The sequence below is a fragment of the Streptomyces sp. SAS_270 genome (genome assembly GCF_052543295.1).
The window spans coordinates 67366-87449 of record NZ_JBMNDS010000041.1 but is presented as its reverse complement, the minus strand read 5'-3'; the positions used below and the strand labels follow the sequence as shown (position 1 = coordinate 87449).

Below are 20084 nucleotides of genomic sequence, written 5' to 3'. Positions count from 1 at the left end.
CCCGGGGGAAGCCGGGCGCCCGCGCCGCTCGACGCGTCCGCCGTCCTTGTCGGGTTCGCCCGCGCGCTGCGGGCGGCGGGGGTCGATGCCGGACCCGACCGTGTGCAGGCGTTCCTCGGCGCGCTCGACGCCCTCGATCCCGGCGTACGCACGGACGTGTACTGGGCCGGGCGGCTCACCCTGTGCGGGAGCCGGGACGACCTGGAGCGCTACGAGCGCGTCTTCGCGGCGTACTTCGATGCCGCGTCCGACGGCACGGCTACGCCGCGGATGCCTGTGCAGCCGCGGCTGCGCATGGTCGTACGGAACGCGGGTCCCGATCCCGGCACGGAGGCCCGGTCCGATGCCACGCTTCCGGTCCCCGCGCTGGCAGGCGCCACGGAGGTGCTGCGACACCGCGACATCGCCCGGCTGACCGCCGACGAGCGGGAGCAACTACGGCGACTGCTGGCCGCGTTCACCCTGCGCGGTGAGGAGCGGCGCACCGCGCGGCGGCATCCGGCCCGGCGCGGCGGCGTCGATCGGCGGCGCACCGTACGGGAGTTGCTGCGCCGAGGGGGCGAACCGGCCCGGCTGCGCATGCACGCGCGCGGCGACCGGCCGCGCCGGGTCGTGCTGCTGGTGGACGTCAGCGGCTCCATGGCCCCGTACGCGGACGCGCTGCTGCGCTTCGCCCAAGCTGCCGCGCGCGGTACCCGTACGGAGGTGTTCACGATCGGCACCCGGCTGACCCGGGTGACCCGCGAGCTGACGCACCGCGACCCGGACACGGCCATGGCGGCGCTCGCGGCGGCCGTGCCGGACTGGAGCGGCGGGACCCGGCTCGGTGAGACGCTGCGCGCGTTCATGGACCGGTGGGGCCGGCGCGGCATGGCGCGCGGCGCGGTCGTGGTGCTGCTCTCCGACGGCTGGGAGCGTGGCGATCCCGCCCTGCTCGCGAGCCAGATGCGACGCTTGCGGCGGCTCGCGCACCGGGTGATCTGGGCCAATCCCCGCAAGGCCCGCCCCGGGTACGCGCCCCTGGCCGCCGGTATGGCGGCGGCTCTGCCGAGCGTGGACGCGTTCGTCGAGGGGCACAGCCTGGCCGCCCTGGAGCGTCTGGCGGCGGTGGTGAGAGGAGCGGACGATGCGTGACATCCTTCCGGCGCTGCACCGGTGGTACGCGGCGGGCGAGCCGTTCGGTCTGGCCACGGTCGTCTCGGTGAGCCGCAGCGCGCCGCGCGATCCCGGCGCGGCCATGGCGGTGGGACCGGGCGACGAGGTCGTGGGCAGTGTGTCCGGCGGCTGTGTGGAGGGCGCGGTCTTCGAACTGGCCCAGGAGGTGATGGCGTCCGGTGAGGCTCGTTCGGAGACGTTCGGGTACAGCGACGAGGACGCGTTCGCCGTAGGGCTCACCTGCGGTGGTGAGATCACCCTCCTGGTGCGCCGGGTGTCCCCCGCCGACGATCCCTCCTTCGGGGCGGTCGCCGAGTCGGTGGCGGCGGCCCGCCCGGTGACCGTGGCGACGGTGCTCGACGGACCTGCGCCGCGCGGGGCCTCGCTCGCTGTGTGGCCGGACGGTGCGGCGGGCTCCCTCGGCTCGACCGGCCTCGATGCGGCGGTCACCGCGGACGCGCGCGGTGAACTCGCCCTGGGCGCCACCGGACTGCGGCACTACGGTCCGGGCGGCGAACGGCGCGAGGACGCCGTCACGGTCTTCCTCAACTCCTTCGCGCCGCCGCCGCGCATGCTGGTCTTCGGCGCGATCGACTACGCGGCGGCCGTGGCCCGCATCGGCGACTTCCTCGGCTACCGGGTGACGGTCTGCGACGCCCGTCCCGTCTTCGCCACCCCGAAGCGCTTCCCGGACGGCGTGGAGGTCGTCGTCGAGTGGCCCCATCGCTATCTGCGCGAGACGGCCACGGACGACCGCACGGTGATCTGTGTTCTCACCCACGACCCGAAGTTCGACGTGCCCCTCCTGGAGGAGGCCCTGCGCCGTCCGGCCGCCTACATCGGAGCGATGGGCAGCCGTCGCACCCACGACGACCGCACGAACCGCCTCCGGGAGTCGGGCCTCGGCGACGACCAGTTGTCCCGACTGCGCTCCCCGATCGGCCTCGACCTCGGCGCGCGTACGCCCGAGGAGGTCGCGGTCTCCGTCGCCGCGGAGATCGTCGCCCTGCGCTGGGGCGGCAGCGGCGCGCCGCTCGCGGCGACGGGTGGGGCGATCCATCGACCGAACCTGTTGTGAGGAGGCAGAGATGGAGTTGCATCACGAGTTCACCGTGCCCGTCCCGGTCGAGGACGCCTGGCCGGTGCTGCTCGACATCGAGCGGGTGGCACCGTGCATGCCCGGGGCGACGGTGGAGGAGTACGACGGGAAGACCGTGAGCGGGGCGGTGAAGGTCAAGGTAGGTCCGATCAGCGTGACCTACCGGGGCACCGCCGTCTTCGAGGAGCAGGACGAGGCCGAGCATCGGCTCGTGCTCATCGCCGCCGGCAAGGAGACCCGCGGCCAGGGCACCGCTCGCGCGACGATCACCGGCACCTTGACCGCACGCGACGGCGGCACCGCCGTGTCCGTGCACACCGATCTCTTGGTGACCGGACGTCCTGCGCAGTTCGGCCGCGGGGTCATGGCCGAGGTCGGCGACAAGCTGATCGGCCGGTTCGCGGACTGTCTGGCCGAGCAGCTCAGAGAGTCGCACGAGTCCGATGAGCCGACGGATTCCGGGCGTTCGGAGGAGACCGCGGACCCAGCGGTGGCCGCGCCTCGGGAATCCGGCGCGATCGATCTCGTACGGGTGGCGGGGGCCGCCGTGGTCAAGCGGCTGGGCGTGGTGGCCGTCGCGGTGGGCGTGATGGGGGTGGCGTACGCACGCCTGAGGCGACGACGGGGACGTGTGCGTTGAAGCAGGCCCGGCTTCCTCCGGCGCACAGTCCCCTTTCGAACGGGGTCGGCCCGGGAGGCCGTGCAGGCGGGCGGGCGCCCTCACCGACGCCCGCCGACCCGTGCCTCAGGCCGCCTCCTCGCGGTGATCCGCGATCAACTGCTCCAAGTGGTGCAGCGCCGCCGTCACCCGGGCCGGGTCCTTCTGGAAGAAGGGGTCGTCGGGGACCGGCAGGGACCCTGCGAGCGCCCAGCCCCGGCCGCGGGCCCAGGTCGCGTCGTCCACGCCGAGTGCCGCGCGGAACACGCCACGGGCCCGGTCGGGCAGGAAGTTCCACGCCGGGAGCAGGTCGACGGCCGGGTCGCCGACGGCGAGGGTCCCGAAGTCGATGACGGCGCTCAACCGGCCGTCGAGGGCGAGGAGATTGCCGGTCGCGAGGTCGCCGTGAATCCACACCGGCGGCTGGTCCCAGGCGGGTGCGTCGAGTGCCGCTTCCCATACGGCCGTGACCGCGGCGGTGTCCACCAGGCCCTCCAGGGCCGCGATCTTGGGGCGGACCCGTGCCTCGGAGGCGAGTGAGTCCCTGTCGTCCCCCATGGGCACCCCTCGGAAGGCGTTGCTCCACTCGGGGCCCGGGCCGCCCGCGGCGTCGACCTTCTGCAGGGCGTGGATGAACTCCGCGAGTGCCAGGGCTGTTCGGTCGGGGTCGGCCAGGCCTTCGGTGGTGGCCGTCTCGCCCTCCAGCCACCGGTACACCGACCACGGGTACGGGTACCCCTCCCCCGGCTCCCCCTTCGCGACCGGCTCGGACACCGGCAGCGGCAGGTGCGGGGCAAGTCGGGGCAGCCAGCGGTGCTCCCGCTCCACCTGACCGACCCATCGGGGGAAGCGCGGCAGGCGTACGGACAGGTCGTCGCCGAGCCGGAAGGTGGCGTTGTCCATGCCGCTCAACGGGACGGGCGAGAGCGGGAGTTCGGCGTACTGCGGGAACTGGGCGGCGAGCAGGCGGCGTACGAGAGCGGTGTCGATCAGCACAGTGCCCATCACAGCGAGCCGGACCCGGCGTGTCCAACGAATTGTGTTGGCGGGAGGCGGAGTTGACGGTTCGTCGAGGCCGGATGCTTCAGTCGTCGCGGGGCAGCAGCGCGCCCGGCAGCAGCGTCAGCGCGAGGGCCGCTGCGGCCAGGTAGAGGCAGGCCGAGCCGAGAGCGGCGGTGTGGAAGCCGCGCACGAAACGTGCGGTGTCGCCGGGCGGGCCCGTGACCGCGCCCGCCACCGCGATGCCGATCGCCCCGCCGGTCTGGCGCGCGGTGTTGTTGACGCCGGAGGCGAGGCCGGAGCGTTCGCCGGGAACGGCGGCGATGGCGGCCGCGACGACCGCCGGGGTCAGCAGGCCCAGGCCGATGCCCCACAGCAGGAACGCCGGGAGCAGAACCGGGTATCCGCAGTGCGGTGCGGCGCGCAGGAGCAGGGCGAGTCCGATCGCGGCGAGCACCAGTCCGGCGGCGGCCGGCAGGCGCGATCCGACCCTGCTGGTGATCCGCCCGCCGAAGGGGGCCATGACCGCGAGCGGCGCGAACAGGGGGACGACTGCCAGGCCCGCGAGGAGCGACGAGCGGTGCTGGACGGACTGGAGGAACAGCATCAGCACGAACAGCATGCCCAGGGTTCCCAGGTTCATGATCCCGGCGACCACGTTCGCGGCGCCGAAAGCAGGCCGCCGGAGCAGGGCCGGCGGCAGCATCGCGTCGTCTCCGCGCCGCAGCTCGGCCACGACCAGCGCCGACAGGGCGAGCACGGCCAGGACCACGGCCGTCAGGACCGCATGGGAGCCCGGGCCGGTGCGCCCGCCCTCGATGAACGCATACGTCGTCGTGAGCAGGAGCAGGCTGCCGAGCAGCAGCCCGGGCAGGTCTAGGCGTCCCGCCCGCGCTTCACGGCTCTCCCGGACGAGTCCCGCGGTGCAGACCAGGGCCGCGCACACGATCGGGACGTTGAGCAGGAAGATCGCGCGCCAGCCGAAGGCCTCGGTGAGCGCGCCGCCGAGCAGGGGTCCGGCGGGCAGGGCCAGGCTGCCGATGCCGGCCCAGATCCCGATCGCCCGCGCCTGCCCGGCGCCGTCGGGAAACGCGCGGCCGATGAGGGCGAGCGTGCCCGGCAGCAGCAGTGCGGCGCCGATGCCCTGGACCACCCGGGCGGCCACGAGTACGCCGACGCCCGGGGCGAGTCCGCAGGCGAGAGAGCCCGCGCCGAAGACGACGAGTCCGCTCAGCACGACGCGCCTGTGGCCGTACAGGTCCCCGGCCGTGCCGCTGGTCAGCATCAGCGCGGCGAGCGCCAGCGCATAGCCGTCGACCAGCCATTGCAGCCCGCCGACGTCGGTTCCGAGCCCGGAGCCGATCTGTGGCAGTGCGACGTTGACGATGGTCACGTCGAGCAGCACCAGGAAGTACCCGGCGCACATGACGACGAGGACGGCGCGGGGTGAGCCCCGGTGACCGATGGAGTGCACCGCTCTCCGTGGCACCGCTTCTGATGTACCAGCCATGTTTTTCGCGTACCCCGGGTGCCTGAGGTGACTCCGGGAATGTGTCGGGGTCGGTGCTCAGGACGACGAGCCGGTACGGGGCGGGAGGCGGTGCAGGGCCACATCGTGCAGCCGGCCGTCCGTGACGGTCGCCGTCATGTACGTGCAGTGCGGCTGACGCCTCCGGTCGGTCGGGGAGCCGGGGTTGAGCAGGCGCAGGCCCGTCTGCGTCGTCGTGTCCCAGGGGATGTGACTGTGTCCGAAGACGAGCACGTCGAGATCGGGAAACCGTTCCGCGCAGCGGCGTTCGCGGCCCTGGGCAGGGCCGGTCTCGTGGACGACCCCGAGGCGCAGGCCGCCCAGCTCGGTGCGGGCGATCTCGGGGAGGCGGGCGCGCAGGGCCGGGCCGTCGTTGTTGCCGTACACGCCGACGAACCTGCGGGAGCGGCTCTCCAGGAGGTCGAGGGTGGCGGTGTCCACCCAGTCGCCGGCGTGGACGACCACGTCGGCGAGCGGCAGTTCGGCGAGGAGCTGCGCGGGAAGCGCCTTGGCGCGCTTGGGCAGGTGGGTGTCGGACATCAGCAGCAGACGCACCCTGTCAGGGTGTCACCGCAGGACGATCTCGCTCCACACCTGCTTGCCGCCGCTGACCGGCACGGATCCCCAGACCACCGACATGGCCTCGACCAGCAGGATGCCGCGGCCTCCGGTGGCCTCCCAGCCGATACTGGTGGGCTTGATGGGCGTCCGCGCGGAGCTGTCGGCGACGGAGATCCGCAGGCGGTCGTTGATGAGGGTGAGGTCGAGCCTGACCTGTCCGTCCGTGTGCACGAGCGCGTTGGTGACGAGTTCCGAGACGACGAGGAGTACGGCGTCGGGGTCGGCGACCACACCCCAGGTGCGCAGCGTGCGCCTGGTGAAACGGCGGGCGTGCCGCACGGCTTCGGGGACGCGCCAGACCGTCCAGCTCTCCCTGAGCGGGCGCAGCGACATGCCGTCGTAGCGCATGAGGAGCAGCGCCACGTCGTCGCTGCGGTTGGCTCCGGCGAGCAGCCCGTCGGCGACCGGTCCGAGGTTGGTCGGGTCGGAGGTGGCGAGTTCTCCGGCGAGGCGGGCCAGGCCGTCCTCCATGTCGACCTCGACGGACTCGACGAGCCCGTCCGTGGTGAGGGCGACCAGCGTGCCGGGCTGCAGTCGCAGCGGGCTCATCGGGAAGTCCGCCTGGGTGATGACACCGAGTGGTGGTCCGCCTTCGGATTCGACGACCTCCGTACTGCCGTCCGGGTGGCGCAGCACCGGGGGGAGGTGTCCGGCACGGACGTACCAGGCGGATCCCTCCTCCATGTCGACGTCGACGTAGCAGCAGGTGGCGAAGAGGTCGGTCTCCAGGTCCATCAGGAGGCGGTTGGCGTGCGAGACGACCACGTCCGGCGGGTGTCCCTCCACGGCGTAGGCGCGCAGGGCCGTGCGCATCTGGCCCATGACGGTCGCGGCCTGCGCGTTGTGTCCCTGGACGTCGCCGATGACGAGGGCGACGTGGTTGTCGGCCAGCGGGATCACGTCGTACCAGTCACCGCCCACCTCCAGACCGGCCGTGGTCGGCAGGTAGCGGGCGACGGCGACCGCGCCCGGCAGTTTGGGCAGGCGGCGTGGGAGCAGGGTGCGCTGGAGCATGCCGACCAGTTCGTGTTCGGCGTCGAAGGCGTGGGCGCGCATCAGGGCCTGGCCGGCGAGGCCCGCGGACGCGGTGAGCAGGGTGCGTTCGTCGGGGCCGAACTCGTGCGGGGTGTCCCAGCCGATCAGGCAGGCGCCGGCGATGCGTCCGCCGGCGGGCAGCGGCAGGACGGCGAGGCCGCCCGGGCCCACGTCGGCGAGCGCGGGTTCGAGGTCCGCCCCGGCGGGCCAGATCGCGGCCCGTCCCTCGCTCAGGGCCGCCGCGAGGGTCGGCATGGCGCGTACGGGCGCGTCGGGCCACTCCGAGCGCCACTCGGTGCGCCACACCTCGGGCCAGGCTTCGGGCTGGGGCGGGTCCAGGACGGTGACGACGAGGCGGTCGCCCTCCAGCCCGGCGAGGGCGATCCGGTCGGCCTGCAGGGGCCTGCGCAGCGCGGTGACCACGGCACGACCCACGTCCCGGACCGTGCCGGCGGTGGCCAGAGCGGCGGCGAGCCGTTGGACGCGGGCCACTTCGTTGACCCCGGAGCGCAGCTTCGAGGCGTCGGCGACGGTGCCGACGAGGCGGGCCGGCAGCCCCCCGCCGCCGGGCAGGAGGCGTCCGCGCAGCCGCAGCCACTTCGGCTCGCCGGAGGGCTGCGTGATCCGGAACTCCAGCTCCCGGTCGCCGACGGAGATGTGGTCCGCCTCGACCACGGACATCAGCGAGGGGAGGTCTTCCGGGACGGTCAGCGACAGCAGCGTCTCGACCTTGCCGTCGAATTCCTCCGGGCCCAGTCCGAAGAGTTGCAGCATCTCGTCGTCGACCTCGACGTGCCCGGTGTCCATGGCCAGGCTGAACGAGCTGGCGGGCAGGTCGTCGGTGCCTGCGGCGGAGGCGGGCGGCGGGCACACGACGGCGTCGGCGAGGAGGACCAGGCACTGCCGGTCCTCGGCGGCGAAGCCCTCCGGGTGCTCGCTGACGGCCACCAGGCAGCCGTCGTCGCGCAGGGGCAGGACGGCCAGCGAGAAGTCCGCCGACGGCAGCCGCCGGGAGTCGGCGCAGCGCTCCAGTTCCTCGGGGCCGAGCCACACGGGCTGCCGTGAGCGGTACACGTCGGCGGCGGGAGAGCCTCCGGAGACGTCGTAGCTGTCGCGCAGTCCGTACAGCGTCCTCGGTACACCGGCCGACTCCGCGAGGTAGAGCGCCTCGCCGTTCTCGCTGGGCGAGTAGACGGCGGCCACGGTCGCACCCACAAAAACGAGCACCTGTTCGAGGATGCGGTGCAGTCGTTCGCGGGGGTCCAGGTCGGCCGCGAGCGTCTTGAGGGCAAGTTCGGCGCGCAGCGTTCTCGTTCTGCGTCCCATAGCGCCCTCACTGACCACGTCCGTCATTACAGCGCTTCCGAGACGCTCGCGCAGCCCCTGTGACTGTTCCGGGGCCTTGCGGCCGGTGCCGGAGGGGGCCTTCGCCCGCGCGGTACCGCGGCCGTCGGTCCCGTCCGTCACCGCGGCGGCTCGAAAGGGTCCGAACATGACTTTACGCATGCGTACCTCACGGTGATCTCGTGACAGCCGTGACTGTCCCGGGCCCGGGGCGGACTGGAACTCTCGGAGTCACCTGGCCGAGGGGGAATAGGCATGGACGAGCGGTACGAGGTGTACGCGCTGGCGGACAGACACTTCTACGAGACGCCGGACCGGCTGTCCGGGAGCGAACGGAGCGCCGCGCCCTCGTACGAGACGGCCCGCCGCGCGGTACCGGAGGGCTGGCGCTCGGCACGCATCGGTGACTGGCTGACGCTGACCCCGCTCGACTCCGGGGGGAACGCGCATCCCGGACCCGCCCAGGGCTGGAAGATCCACGCCTCCGCCACCCGGGCGAACGCGGAGCAGATCGCCGCGACGGTGTGGGACTACTGCGTGCCGCGGCGGATCCCGTTCAAGTTCGTGCCGGGTCCGCATCTGCTGCATCTGCGCAACGCGAAGTACGCGGCCCGTGACACGAGCGGCAAGTTCGTCACCGTCTATCCGGCCGACGAGGAGCAGCTGCACACGGTGCTGCGCGAGCTCGGCGATCTGCTGGACGGCCTGGAGGGGCCGTACATCCTCACCGACCTGCGCTGGAACGACGGGCCGCTGTACGTCCGCTACGGCGCCTTCGCGCGCTCCTTCGTCGTGGACGAGCGCGGCTCCCTGGTCCCGGCGGTCCGCGACGGCGAGGGCAAGCTGGTGCCGGACCGGCGGCAGCCGTCGTTCCAGGTGCCCGAGTGGGTGACGCTGCCCGCCTTCCTCCAGCCGCAGCTCGCGGCGCGCAACACGACGACGGTCGGCGAGCTGCCGTACCGCATCGAGAAGGCGCTGCACTTCTCCAACGGCGGCGGGGTGTACGTGGGCACCGACACCCGTGACGGGCGCAAGGTCGTCCTCAAGGAGGGCCGGCCGCACGCGGGACTCGCCTCGGACGGGGCCGACGCGATCGCCCGGCTGGAGCGGGAGAGGGACGCCCTGGAGCGGCTGGCGGGGATCGGGGTCGTACCGCAGGTGCGGGACTGGTTCACCCTCGGCGACCACCGCTTCCTCGTGATGGACTTCCTGGAGGGACGCCCCCTCAACTCGTTCTTCGGCGAGCGGCATCCGCTGCTCACCCCCGAACCGGACCCGGAGGCGGTCGCCGCGTACACGGCGTGGGCGCTGCGCATCCACCGCAGGGTCGAGGAGGCCGTGGAGGCGGTGCACGCACGCGGGATCGTCTTCAACGACCTGCACGTGTTCAACATCATGGTCGGTCCCGACGAGGAGTCGGTCTCCCTGCTCGACTTCGAGGCGGCGGCACCCGTCGAGGAGAACGGCCGCCAAGTGGTCGCCCACCCGGGCTTCTTCGCGCCGCCGGACCGGACGGGAGCGGCCGTCGACCGCTACGCCCTCGCGTGTCTGCGGCTGGCGTTGTTCATGCCGGTCACCACGCTGTTCGTCGTCGACCGGGACAAGGCCGCGCATCTGGCCGACGTCATCGCGCGGCAGTTTCCCGATGTGCCGCGGGAGTTCCTGGACGAGGCGGTCGCCGAGATCACTCGCAGCGCGGACCGTCCCGCCGGCGGTGCACCGGCGCCGTCCCCGGCCTCTTCGCCGTTCACCTCGCTCCCCGAACCGGGCGACTGGCCCAACAGCCGCGACTCGATGGTCAAGGCGATCCTGGCCTCGGCCACCCCCGAGCGCGACGACCGGCTCTTCCCCGGTGACATCGCCCAGTTCTCCGACGGCGGCGGACTCGGGATCGCGTACGGGGCCGCGGGTGTCCTGTACGCGCTGGCCGAGACGGGGGCCGAGCGGTACGAGGAGGGCGAGCGCTGGCTGCTGGAGCACACCGCTCCGGTGCCGGTGGGAACGCCGCTCGGCCTCTACGACGGGATCGCGGGCGTCGCCTACGTCCTGGAGCGGCTCGGGCACCGGGAGCGGGCCCTCGACCTGATCGACGGCATCCTCAAGGAGCGGTGGCAGCGGCTGTCGTCCGACCTGCGGGGCGGGCTCGCCGGACTCGGGCTGGTCCTCGCGGACCTGGCGCACACGACCGGCGAGAAGGAGCTCGGCGAGCGGGCTGCGGAGGCCGCCGGGCTGCTCGTCCAACGGCTCGCCGAACCGCGGCCCGACACCCCCCGCAGGCGCGCGGGCCTGCTGCGGGGCGCGAGCGGACCCGCGCTGTTCCTGCTGCGGCAGTACGAGAGCACCGGTGAGCCCGTGCTGCTGGAGGCTGCCGCCGAGGCGCTGCGCCGGGAACTGGACTGCTGTGTCGTGCAGAAGGGCGGGGGCCTGGAAGTCGACGAGGGCTGGCGGACCCTGCCGTATCTCGGCGACGGCAGCGCGGGCCTGGGCATGGTGATCGACGACTTCCTCGCGCTCGGTGACTCCGAAAACGCCGAGGGCGCCGCGGACTTCGGCAAGGCCCGCGCGGGCATCCTCACCGCCGCGACCTCACGCTTCTACGCGCAGCCCGGTCTCTTCCAAGGCCGAGCCGGAACGATTCTGCACCTCAGCCGCACCACCACGCCGGGTGCCACCGCGGAGCGGCTGGCCGAACAGGTCGCCGCCCTCGGCTGGTTCGCGATGCCCTACCAGGGCCAACTGGCCTTCCCCGGGCACCAGATGATGCGGCTCTCCATGGACTTCTCCACCGGAACGGCAGGGTGCCTGCTCGCGCTCGGCGCGGCCCTCGACAACGAGGCCCCGGCCCGACTGCCGTTCCTTCCGCCGCTTCGGCGGCCCTGATACGCGGCTCCGCACGACGGAGTCGTGGCCCAACACCCCGTCCCCACCTAGGAAAGGACAACGAGATGGCACTCCTCGACCTGCAGACGATGGAATCCGACGAGATGACCGGCGGAGGCGGCGGCGCCAGCACGGTGAGCCTGCTCTCCTGTGTGTCCGCGGCGAGCATTCTGCTCTGCCTCTGACGGCACCGAAGCCGGCACGGCTCCGGGCGGTTCCCTCCCGTTTCGTGGGAGGAACCCCCCGGGGTCCTTCCCCGTGCCAGGGACAGGGATACGAGGGGCCCGCCGCATGACGACTCCCGCCGACACGAAGACTCCCGCCGGCACGAAGACTTCGGCCGACACAACGGCTTCCGCACCCGACGAACCCGCGCGCCCCGCGCCCTCCGGCGCCTCCGGCGCGCTGCTGCGCGCGGCCACCCGGCACAGCGGGGTCCGCTGTCTCGCCCTGGGCCTCGCCACCACGGCCGCCACGGCGGCGGGCCTGCTCCTGCCGGCCGCCCTGGGCCGGGCCCTCGATCTGCTGCTGACGGATCCCGGCGGGACGCGGGCCACGCGCTGGGTGCTGTGGTGCACCGGCCTCGTGCTGCTGCTCGCGGTGCTGGACGTGTGCGAGACCGTACTCGGCGGAACGACGAACGCGCGCGCCACGGCGTGGCTGCGCGAGCGCCTGACCGGGCATGTCCTGGCCGTGGGACCGCGGGCGGTGTCCCGGTTCGGGTCCGGTGAGCTGGTGGCCCGGCTGGTCGGCAACGCCGCGCAGGCGGGGACGGCACCCGCCGCGTTCGCCGCGCTGCTCGCGGCGATCGCCGCGCCGGCCGGCGCGGTGGTGGCGCTCGGACTGATCGATCCCTGGCTGGCGGCGATGCTCCTCGGCGGGGCACCCCTGCTGACCCTGCTGCTGCGCACCTTCGCACGTGACTCCTCGCAGTGCGTGGCGCGCTACCAGGAGGTGCAGGGGCGGCTCGCGGGCGCTCTGTCGGAGGCGATCGGCGGATTCCGGACCATCGCGGCGGGCGGCACCGCCGACAAGGAGGTCGCGCGCATTCTGCGGCCGCTTCCCGAACTCTCCCGTGAGGGCCACCGCATGTGGCAGGTCCAGGGGCGCGCCGCAGCCCAGGCCGTCGCCGTGGCGCCGTTGCTGCAGCTGGGCGTGCTCGCCGTGGCGGGCGTCCTGCTCGTCCACCACCGGCTGTCGGTCGGCGATCTCCTCGCGGCGTCCCGTTACGCGGTCCTGGCGAGCGGGGTGGGCGTCCTGGTCGGGCAGCTCTCGGGGCTCGTACGGGCACGGGCGGCGGCCGGGCGGCTGGGCGAGGTTCTCGACGAGCCCGCGATCGCCTACGGCACACGCCGACTACCGCCGGGACAAGGCAAGTTGGAGCTGCGCGGGGTGATAGCCCGGCGCGGCGCACGCACCGTACTGAACGGGGTCGACCTGGTCGTCCCGGGCGGAACAACCCTCGCCGTGGTGGGCCGCTCGGGCTCGGGCAAATCGGTCCTCGCCGCGCTCGCGGGCCGGCTCGCCGACCCGGACGGGGGCGACGTACTCCTCGACGGGGTGCCCCTGCGCGAGCTGGACCCCGAAGAACTGCGCCGCGCGGTCGGATACGCCTTCGAGCGGCCTGCCCTGCTCGGCGGGAGCATCGAGGGCACGATCGGTTTCGGCGTCACGTCAGCACCGGCCCCGCGCGTCAGGGAGGCCGCCCGCACGGCCTGCGCGGACACCTTCGTGCGCCGGCTGCCCGAGGGATACGCCACCGCCTGCGCCGACGCTCCCCTCTCGGGCGGCGAGCGCCAACGCCTCGGCCTCGCCCGGGCGTTCGCGCACGACGGCCGTCTGCTCATCCTCGACGACGCCCTCTCCAGCCTCGACACCGTCACCGAACACCACATCACGCAGGCCCTCTTCCACCACAGCGCCCCCGGCAGTCGCCTGATCGTCGCGCACCGGGTCTCCACCGCGGCCCGGGCCGACGCGGTGGCCTGGCTGGACGGAGGGCGGGTGCGAGCGCTGGGCTCGCATGCGCAGCTGTGGCGGATACCGGCGTACCGGGCGGTGTTCGGGGACGCGGAACCCACCCTGGACGACGACACCGAGCACGGAGCCGGGGACTCGGAACGGACGGGCGGCACCTCATGACAGGAAGGCGGCGACCCCTGACCGGAGGCCCTGGCAGTGTGCGTGGACGCGGGCTGCGGTTTCTGCGCGAGCGATGGCCCGTGGTCGGACGGCTCGCCGCGTGGTCCGTGCTGGAGACGGGGCAGACGTTCCTCATGGGATACGCCCTGGCGCGCGGCCTGGACAAGGGGTTCCTGGCCGGGCGGACGGGCGTGGGCCTTGCGTGGCTGGGGGTCGGTGCGCTCGCCGTGGTCGCCGGGGCGTACGGCACGGGGCGGGTGTACGGTGCCGTCGCGGCGCTGGTCGAGCCGTTGCGCGACCGGCTGGTGCGGCATGTCGTGGAACGCGGGGTGCGGGAGGCGGACGGCGGGGCGCTGTCCGGGCTCACCCAGCAGGTGGAGATCGCGCGGGACACCTTCGCCGGGCTGGTGATGGTCTCGCGCTCGTTCCTGTTCACCGCCGCGGGCGCCCTCGTCGGGCTCTTCTCCCTCGACCCGCTGCTCCTCCTGGTGGTCGCGCCTCCGCTCGCCGCGGGGGTCGCGCTCTTCGCCGCCACGCTGCGGCCGCTGGCCCGCCGTCAGGAGGCGTTCCTCGTGGCCGACGAGGAGATCGCCGCCCATCTGGGCGCCGTCTGCCCGGGGTTGCGGGACATTACCGCGGGCGGCGCGGAGACGGCGGTCGCCGCCGAGGTCGGCGACCGCATCGACGCCGAACTGCGCGCCGCGCGCTCACTGGCCCACTGGGGTGTCATGCGCGTCATGTCCCTCGCCGTCGGCGGCCAGCTCCCGATCGTCCTGCTGCTCGCCACCGCCCCGTGGCTGCTGCACCGCGGTGTCACCCCGGGCGCCCTGGTCGGCGCCCTCGCCTACGTCACCCAGTCCCTGCTGCCCGCCCTGCAGAACCTCGTGCACGGCCTGGGCACGAGCGGCTCCCGCCTCGCGGTCGTGCTGCGCCGTCTCGCGCCGGAGACGGGTGCGGACAACGCCGGGGACGCGACGTACCCGGACCACGCCGACCCGTCCAGGAGCAGCACGGCAGTACGCGAAGCCCCCGTACGACACGCCGTCCCGGACCGCGCGTCGCCGTGCCCCGCACCGCCGCCCCACATCCCGGCGATCGCCCTCTCCTCACTCACCTTCGCCTACGGTCCCGTCAGTGACCCCGTGATCAAGGACCTCACCCTCACCGTCCCGCAGGGCACGCACCTCGCCGTCGTGGGACCGAGCGGCATCGGCAAGTCCACCCTCGCCGGACTGGTCGCGGGAATGCTGGAACCGCGGCAGGGAAGCGTCCGTTTGTGCGGATATTCGGTGCCCGGTCCCACATCCTCGGCGCATCGCGTCCTCATCCCGCAGGAGGCGTACGTCTTCAGCGGATCCGTCGAAGAAAACCTCGGTCAACTACGGCCGGATCCCGTGCCCGAGGCGGAACTGCTGGCAGCGGCGGATGCAGTCGGGCTGGCCCCGCTGCTGCGCGAATGGGGCGGACCGGCGGCCCGAATCGACCCCGAAAAGCTGTCGGCCGGCGAGCGGCAGCTGATCGCGCTGACCCGGGCCTATCTCTCGTGTGCGCCGGTCGTCCTGCTGGACGAGGCCACCTGCCACCTGGACGCGGTGGCCGAGGAACGCGCGGAGCGTGCCTTCGCGGACCGGCCGGGCACCACGCTCGTCGTCGTCGCCCACCGCATCAGCTCGGCCCGCCGCGCCGACCGCGTCCTCGTCATGGACGGCCTGCACGCGGTGTACGGCGACCACGACACGCTGACCCGCCGCTCACCGCTCTACCGCGACCTGGTCGGCACCTGGTCGACCACCGTCAGGACCGCGCCGTCACAGCCACCCCTCGCCCTGGGAGATCCGGATGGCGTCGACCCGGTTGCGCGCCCCGGTCTTACGGGTGATGGCCGCCATGTAGTTGCGCACGGTCCCGTGGGACAGATGGAGGCTTCCGGCGATCTCCGCGACGGAGGCTCCCTCGGCGGCGAGGGATAACACGCTCAGCTCCCGCCGGGTCAGCGGCATCTCGGCGGCCTTGAGGAAGCCGAAGCCGAGCGAGTCGTCGACATACCGCTGTCCCTCGGCGACCCGTCGGATGCCGAACACCAGCCGATCCGGCGAGCCCTCCTTGGCGACGTACCCGAGCGCCCCGGCCTCCGCGGCCCGCTTCAGCAGCCCGGGCCGGTTCGCACTGGCCAACACGAGAAGGCGTGGCACCGGGCTGCCCGGGCGCCGGGAGCAGAGATCGGCGAGCGGAGGCAGCCGGTAGGAGTCCGCGCACTCCAGATCCGCCGCGCAGACGTCCGACCGTACCGTGCGCATCCGTCCCGACGCACTGCGCCACGGCGCGTCGAACACCGCGAAGTCGGGCTCACGACGCAGCCACTCCGCCAGCGCCAGTCGCACCAGACATTCGTCGTGCACCAGAAGTACCCGGATCACGTCCGCCCCTCAGCTCGCCGCTCGCCGGTGTCTGCCTCACTTGCCGATTGCCGGTTGCTCCGCCATCAGCGACTGCCCATTGTTTGGCGCATGTCACCGATCCGGTGCGCGAAGAACCGGCCAAGAGGGGGCGCGGGGGCGCACAAAGAGCGCCCCTTGGACACTCCACGCTTCGACACGAGGGGCATGACTCCGGACCGACGGGGTAAAGGTCGCCCCACCCGTCGCCGCCCGCGCCAACGCCCACCGCCGCTCCTCGCCGTGCGCGAAAGGCCGCCAGGAGAGAGCCTGATCCCTGGGACTGGTCGCGAGGCCCTGCGAGGAGGTGGTCGGCGTGTCCGACTGGCAGGGGTCCGGGCGGAAGGCGGACTCCACCGCGGCGCCGGCCGGCCGGCCCATGCTCTCGCTGGCGCTCGCGTCCATGCTGGACGGCGTCCACGCGCACTCCGGCGCGGTCTATCTGCTGGCGCCGGGCGAGCCGGTCCTGGAGATGGCGGTCATGGCGGGGCTTCCCCGGGCCTTCGCCGCACCCTGGGAACGGGTCGGACTCAACGCGCCGGTTCCGGTTGCCGAAGCCGCACGGGAACGACAGCTGATCTGGGTCAGCGGCGAGCAGCAGATGGCCCGCCGCTATCCCCGCATCGCGGTGGTCCTCCCCTACCCCTTCTCGCTGGCCGCACTCCCGGTGGCGACACCTGACACGGTGTACGGCGCCGTCTTCGTGACCTGGCCCGGCACCCACCCGCCCGACCTGTCCGACCGCGAGCGCGAGCATCTCACCGCGGCCTGCGACCGGCTCGCGCTGCGGCTGCGGCGCGCCGCCGAGGAGCAGCGCCCGGTGCACCCGGAGCCGGACCTGCTCGCGCCCGCGGCCACGGCGACGGTGGCGGGAACGCTGGGCACGGTGGAGGCGGCGCGGATGGTGGCACGGCTGCCGTACGGCCTGTGCGCCCTGGACCTGCACGGGCGCATCAGCTACGCCAACCCGGCCGCCGCCGAGCTGCTCGGCGTCCAGGTCAGCGGACTGCTTGGCACCCAGTTGTGGGCGGCCGTGCCGTGGCTCAACGACCCCGTCTACGAGGACCGCTACCGTGCCGCGCTGATCAGCCAGCACGTGACGTCCTTCGTGGCGCTGCGGCCGCCCGGGGACTGGCTGTCTTTCCGCCTCTACCCCAGTACGAACGGGCTGAGCGTGCGTATCTCGCGCGCCCGCGCGGTCTCCGAGATGGGCAGGTCCGCGGTGACCGCGGGCGACGGCACCTCGCGACTGGTGACCATCTCGCAGGTGCTGAGCCTGGCGGGCGCGCTCACCGAGGCGGCGAGTGTGCAGGACGTGGTGCAGCTGGTCGCGGACGAGATCGCCCCGGCGGCCGGAAGCCAGGCCCTCGTCGTCCTCGGCTCACGGGCCGGACGCCTGCACGTGCTCGGCCATCACGGGTATGCCGACGCGCACGTCGTGGAGCGCTTCGACGGGATGCCGTTGACGGCCCACACCCCGGGCACGCAGGCGCTGAACAGCGGGGTGCCCGCCTTCTTCGACTCCCGCGGGCAGCTGGAGCGCCTGTATCCGTCACGGCACGCGACACCCGACGGCATGGCCGCGTGGGCGTATCTCCCGCTCATCGCGTCCGGGCGGCCGGTGGGGACCTGCGTCCTCGCGTACACGGAGCCGCATCCCTTCCCGGCGGACGAGCGCGCCGTACTCACCAGCCTCAGCAGCCTCATCGCCCAGGCCCTGGAACGGGCCCTCCTCTACGACGCCAAGCACCGGCTCGCGCACGGACTGCAGGCCGCCCTGCTGCCTACTTCCCTGCCGCAGCTGCCGGGCATCGAGGCGGCCGCCCGCTATCTCCCGGCCACGCAGGGCATGGACATCGGCGGCGACTTCTACGACCTGGTGCCTTCGGAGGGCCTGGCCGCGGCAGTGATCGGTGACGTGCAGGGGCACAACGTGACGGCGGCGGGCCTGATGGGGCAGATCCGCACCGCCGTCCGCGCGTACACGACCGTGGGCAAGCCGCCGACAGAGGTCATGCGCAGCACCAACCGGCTGCTCATCGACCTCGGGACCGAGCTGTTCGCGAGCTGTCTGTACCTGCGGCTGGACCCCGCCCGGGGCCGGGCGGTGATGTCCCGCGCGGGCCACCCGCCGCCCCTGCTGCGCAAGCCCGACGGACAGGTCCGGGTCCTCGACCTCGCCGGCGGGCCCCTCCTCGGGATCGACGCCGCCGCCTCGTATCCGACGACCGAGGTGGATCTCGCCCCCGGTTCCGTGCTCGCCCTCTACACCGACGGGCTCATCGAATCCCCCGGCGTCGACATCGAGGACGCACTGGCCGAGCTGGGCCGAGTGCTCGCCGAGATCGGGGACCTGCCGCTGGACGAGCTGGCCGACCGCCTCCTCCAGTACAGCTCCTCGACGTCACCGGAGCGGCTCGACGACGTGGCACTGCTTCTGCTGCGCGCCCGGGCGGCGGACTGACCACCGGTCGGCCCCCGGTACGCACGGCGGTCCGGCCCTCCCGCCGGAGGGCCGGACCTTCCACTGTCGGCCTGGGCCGCTGGGACCGCTGCCGGGTCAGTGGCTCTCGGTCAGACCGGATCCGTCGGCGGCACCGTTACCTGTGCCTGCGCCCGTGTCGTCACCGGTGCCTGTGCCCGCGCCGGTGTCGTCGCCGGTGCCGCTCTGGTCGCCCACGGCACCGCTCTGATCGCCTGCGGCACCGCTCTGGTCACCGGCCTGGTCACCGGCGCCGCCCGCCTGGTCGTCGGCGCCGCCGCCGGCCTGGTCTCCGGCACCTGCGTCTCCGGCACCCGCGTCTCCGGCACCCGCATCGCCCGCACCGGCACCCGCGTCACCAGCACCCTCATCGCCCGCACCCGCACCCGCGTCACCGGCACCCGCACCGCCCGCGTCACCGGCGCCGATCGTCGCGCCGACCGCCGCCAGCGCGGTCGTGACCGGCTGGAAGAAGGTCTCGCCGCCGACCGTGCAGTCACCGCTGCCGCCGGAGGTGAGGCCGATCGCGCTGCCGTCCTGGGTGAACAGGGAGCCGCCGCTGTCGCCGGGCTCTGCGCACACGTCGGTCTGGATGAGACCGGTGACCGTGCCCTCGGGGTAGTTGACGGTGGCGTCGAGGCCGGTGACGTTGCCGTCGTTCAGGCCGGTGGTGCTGCCCATCCGCAGGACCTGCTGGCCCACGGTGGCGTCCGCGGCCTGGGAGATCTGGACGGTCTGCCCGCCCCCGACGTTGACCTCGCTGACGGCCTGCGTGTTCGGGTCGTCGTACTTGACGAGCGCGAAGTCGCCGTCCCCGGGGAACGTGGCCTTGTCGACGGTCGCGATGGGCGCCCCGTCCTGGGCGTCGGACCACTGGGCCGCCGCGACACCGCAGTGGCCGGCGGTCAGGAAGGCGGGGCTGCCGTCGCCCGTCACGACGTTGAAGCCCAGCGAGCAGCGGGCGCCACCGCCGAAGATGGCGTCGCCGCCCGACACGAACGTCTTGAACGTCCCCGCGGACTTCTTGAGCGTCGCCACGTCCGTGCCGAGGCTCTTGACCGTCGCCTCGACGGTGTCCCACTTGGCACCCGTGACGGTGCTGTCCGCGGTGACCCGGATCTCGTTCGTCTTCGGGTCGACGGACCAGGACGTGCCCGGGACCGTCGCGTCGGTCTTCAGCGTCTTGGCGGCGGCCTTCAGCGTGGAGGTGCTGTTCTGCACCTCGTTGGGGACGGCGCCGGCCCTCTTGATCTCGTTGACGACGTTGCTGTTGTTACCGACGACGTTGACGACGACCTGCTGCTTGTCGGCGTCGTAGTACGACCCGGCGAAGGCGTCGCCGAGCCGGGAGGCCAGCTGCGAGGCGAGGTCCGACACGTCGGAGGACTTGAACGTTCTGGGAGCCGCGTCGTCCGCGTCCGTCTGCGACGCGTTGGCGTTGGGCAGCAGTAGGGCCGCCGCTCCGAGCGCCGCCACGCTTCCTGCCGCGATCGCGGCCTTGCGCTTGGGTATGCGTTTGTGACTCAACTCTGAACCTCCTGGGACGGGGTCGGATGCCGCCGTCCGGCAGCTGACTGGGGGGCGCCTGGATGCCTGTTGATACGCGCGGGTCGGGTGAGGTGTTCAACTGCCTTTGCAAATCTCTGGGTTGACGCGACCGAAAGCATGGAATGTCCGGCAATCACGCCTGCTCGCGCCCGGGGGCG

General features: G+C 73.1%; 13 protein-coding genes and 1 pseudogene. 8 read left to right on the top strand and 6 right to left on the bottom strand.

Translation table 11 applies throughout. The features are described 5' to 3' along the window. The 3 genes from ACN6LB_RS25645 to ACN6LB_RS25635 all read left to right on the top strand — a co-directional run. A partial coding sequence (locus tag ACN6LB_RS25645; protein WP_445027972.1) for a vWA domain-containing protein occupies nt 1-1134 on the top strand: 1134 nt, incomplete at its 5' end. After that, nucleotides 1127-2233, top strand: a complete 1107-nt coding sequence (locus ACN6LB_RS25640) for an XdhC family protein (protein ID WP_445027971.1) — start codon at nt 1127-1129, stop codon at nt 2231-2233. The genes ACN6LB_RS25645 and ACN6LB_RS25640, both read left to right, overlap by 8 nt. Before the next feature lie 10 nt (nt 2234-2243). Further along, nucleotides 2244-2894, top strand: coding sequence for an SRPBCC family protein (locus ACN6LB_RS25635; protein ID WP_445027970.1), 651 nt, complete (start codon nt 2244-2246; stop codon nt 2892-2894). 105 nt (nt 2895-2999) lie between these two features. On the opposite strand, the gene ACN6LB_RS25630 is transcribed toward ACN6LB_RS25635, so the two are convergent. From ACN6LB_RS25630 to ACN6LB_RS25615, 4 genes are all read right to left on the bottom strand, one after another. Further along, complete coding sequence (locus tag ACN6LB_RS25630; RefSeq protein WP_445027969.1) at nt 3000-3917, bottom strand: aminoglycoside phosphotransferase family protein; 918 nt, start codon at nt 3915-3917, stop codon at nt 3000-3002. Nucleotides 3918-3996: 79 nt separating this feature from the next. Continuing rightward, entirely contained in the window at nt 3997-5385 is a 1389-nt protein-coding gene (locus ACN6LB_RS25625; RefSeq protein ID WP_445027968.1) for an MFS transporter, read from the bottom strand. 93 nt (nt 5386-5478) lie between these two features. Further along, nucleotides 5479-5994: a metallophosphoesterase family protein gene (locus tag ACN6LB_RS25620; protein ID WP_445027967.1), complete on the bottom strand. Its 516-nt coding sequence runs from the start codon at nt 5992-5994 to the stop codon at nt 5479-5481. Between the two features lie 12 nt (nt 5995-6006). After that, on the bottom strand, nt 6007-8448 hold the full coding sequence (locus ACN6LB_RS25615; RefSeq protein WP_445027966.1) for a SpoIIE family protein phosphatase: 2442 nt from the start codon (nt 8446-8448) through the stop codon (nt 6007-6009). A 246-nt stretch (nt 8449-8694) separates the two neighbouring features. On the opposite strand from ACN6LB_RS25615, the gene lanKC reads away from it, so the two are divergent. The 4 genes from lanKC (at nt 8695) to ACN6LB_RS25595 (ending at nt 15431) form a co-directional block, all read left to right on the top strand. Continuing rightward, entirely contained in the window at nt 8695-11319 is a 2625-nt protein-coding gene (gene lanKC, locus ACN6LB_RS25610) for a class III lanthionine synthetase LanKC (protein ID WP_445027965.1), read from the top strand. A 65-nt stretch (nt 11320-11384) separates the two neighbouring features. Further along, complete coding sequence (locus tag ACN6LB_RS25605; protein WP_356136102.1) at nt 11385-11504, top strand: SapB/AmfS family lanthipeptide; 120 nt, start codon at nt 11385-11387, stop codon at nt 11502-11504. A 106-nt stretch (nt 11505-11610) separates the two neighbouring features. Continuing rightward, on the top strand, nt 11611-13461 hold the full coding sequence (locus tag ACN6LB_RS25600) for an ABC transporter ATP-binding protein (RefSeq protein WP_445027964.1): 1851 nt from the start codon (nt 11611-11613) through the stop codon (nt 13459-13461). Next, entirely contained in the window at nt 13458-15431 is a 1974-nt protein-coding gene (locus ACN6LB_RS25595; protein WP_445027963.1) for an ATP-binding cassette domain-containing protein, read from the top strand. Before ACN6LB_RS25600 ends, ACN6LB_RS25595 begins: the two co-directional genes overlap by 4 nt. On the opposite strand, the pseudogene ACN6LB_RS25590 reads toward ACN6LB_RS25595, so the two are convergent. Then, nucleotides 15354-15758 (bottom strand): annotated as a pseudogene (locus ACN6LB_RS25590) (LuxR C-terminal-related transcriptional regulator); the annotation flags it as partial. The gene ACN6LB_RS25595 and the pseudogene ACN6LB_RS25590 sit on opposite strands and share 78 nt — an antisense overlap. Before the next feature lie 445 nt (nt 15759-16203). Between ACN6LB_RS25590 and ACN6LB_RS25585 the strand changes: the two are divergent. Beyond that, nucleotides 16204-18360 (top strand): SpoIIE family protein phosphatase, encoded by a 2157-nt coding sequence (locus ACN6LB_RS25585; protein ID WP_445027962.1) that lies wholly within the window; start codon nt 16204-16206, stop codon nt 18358-18360. A gap of 96 nt (nt 18361-18456) precedes the next feature. Here ACN6LB_RS25585 and ACN6LB_RS25580 read toward each other — a convergent pair whose 3' ends face one another. Further along, entirely contained in the window at nt 18457-19905 is a 1449-nt protein-coding gene (locus ACN6LB_RS25580; RefSeq protein ID WP_445027961.1) for a S1 family peptidase, read from the bottom strand. Between the last annotated feature and the right edge of the window lie 179 nt (nt 19906-20084).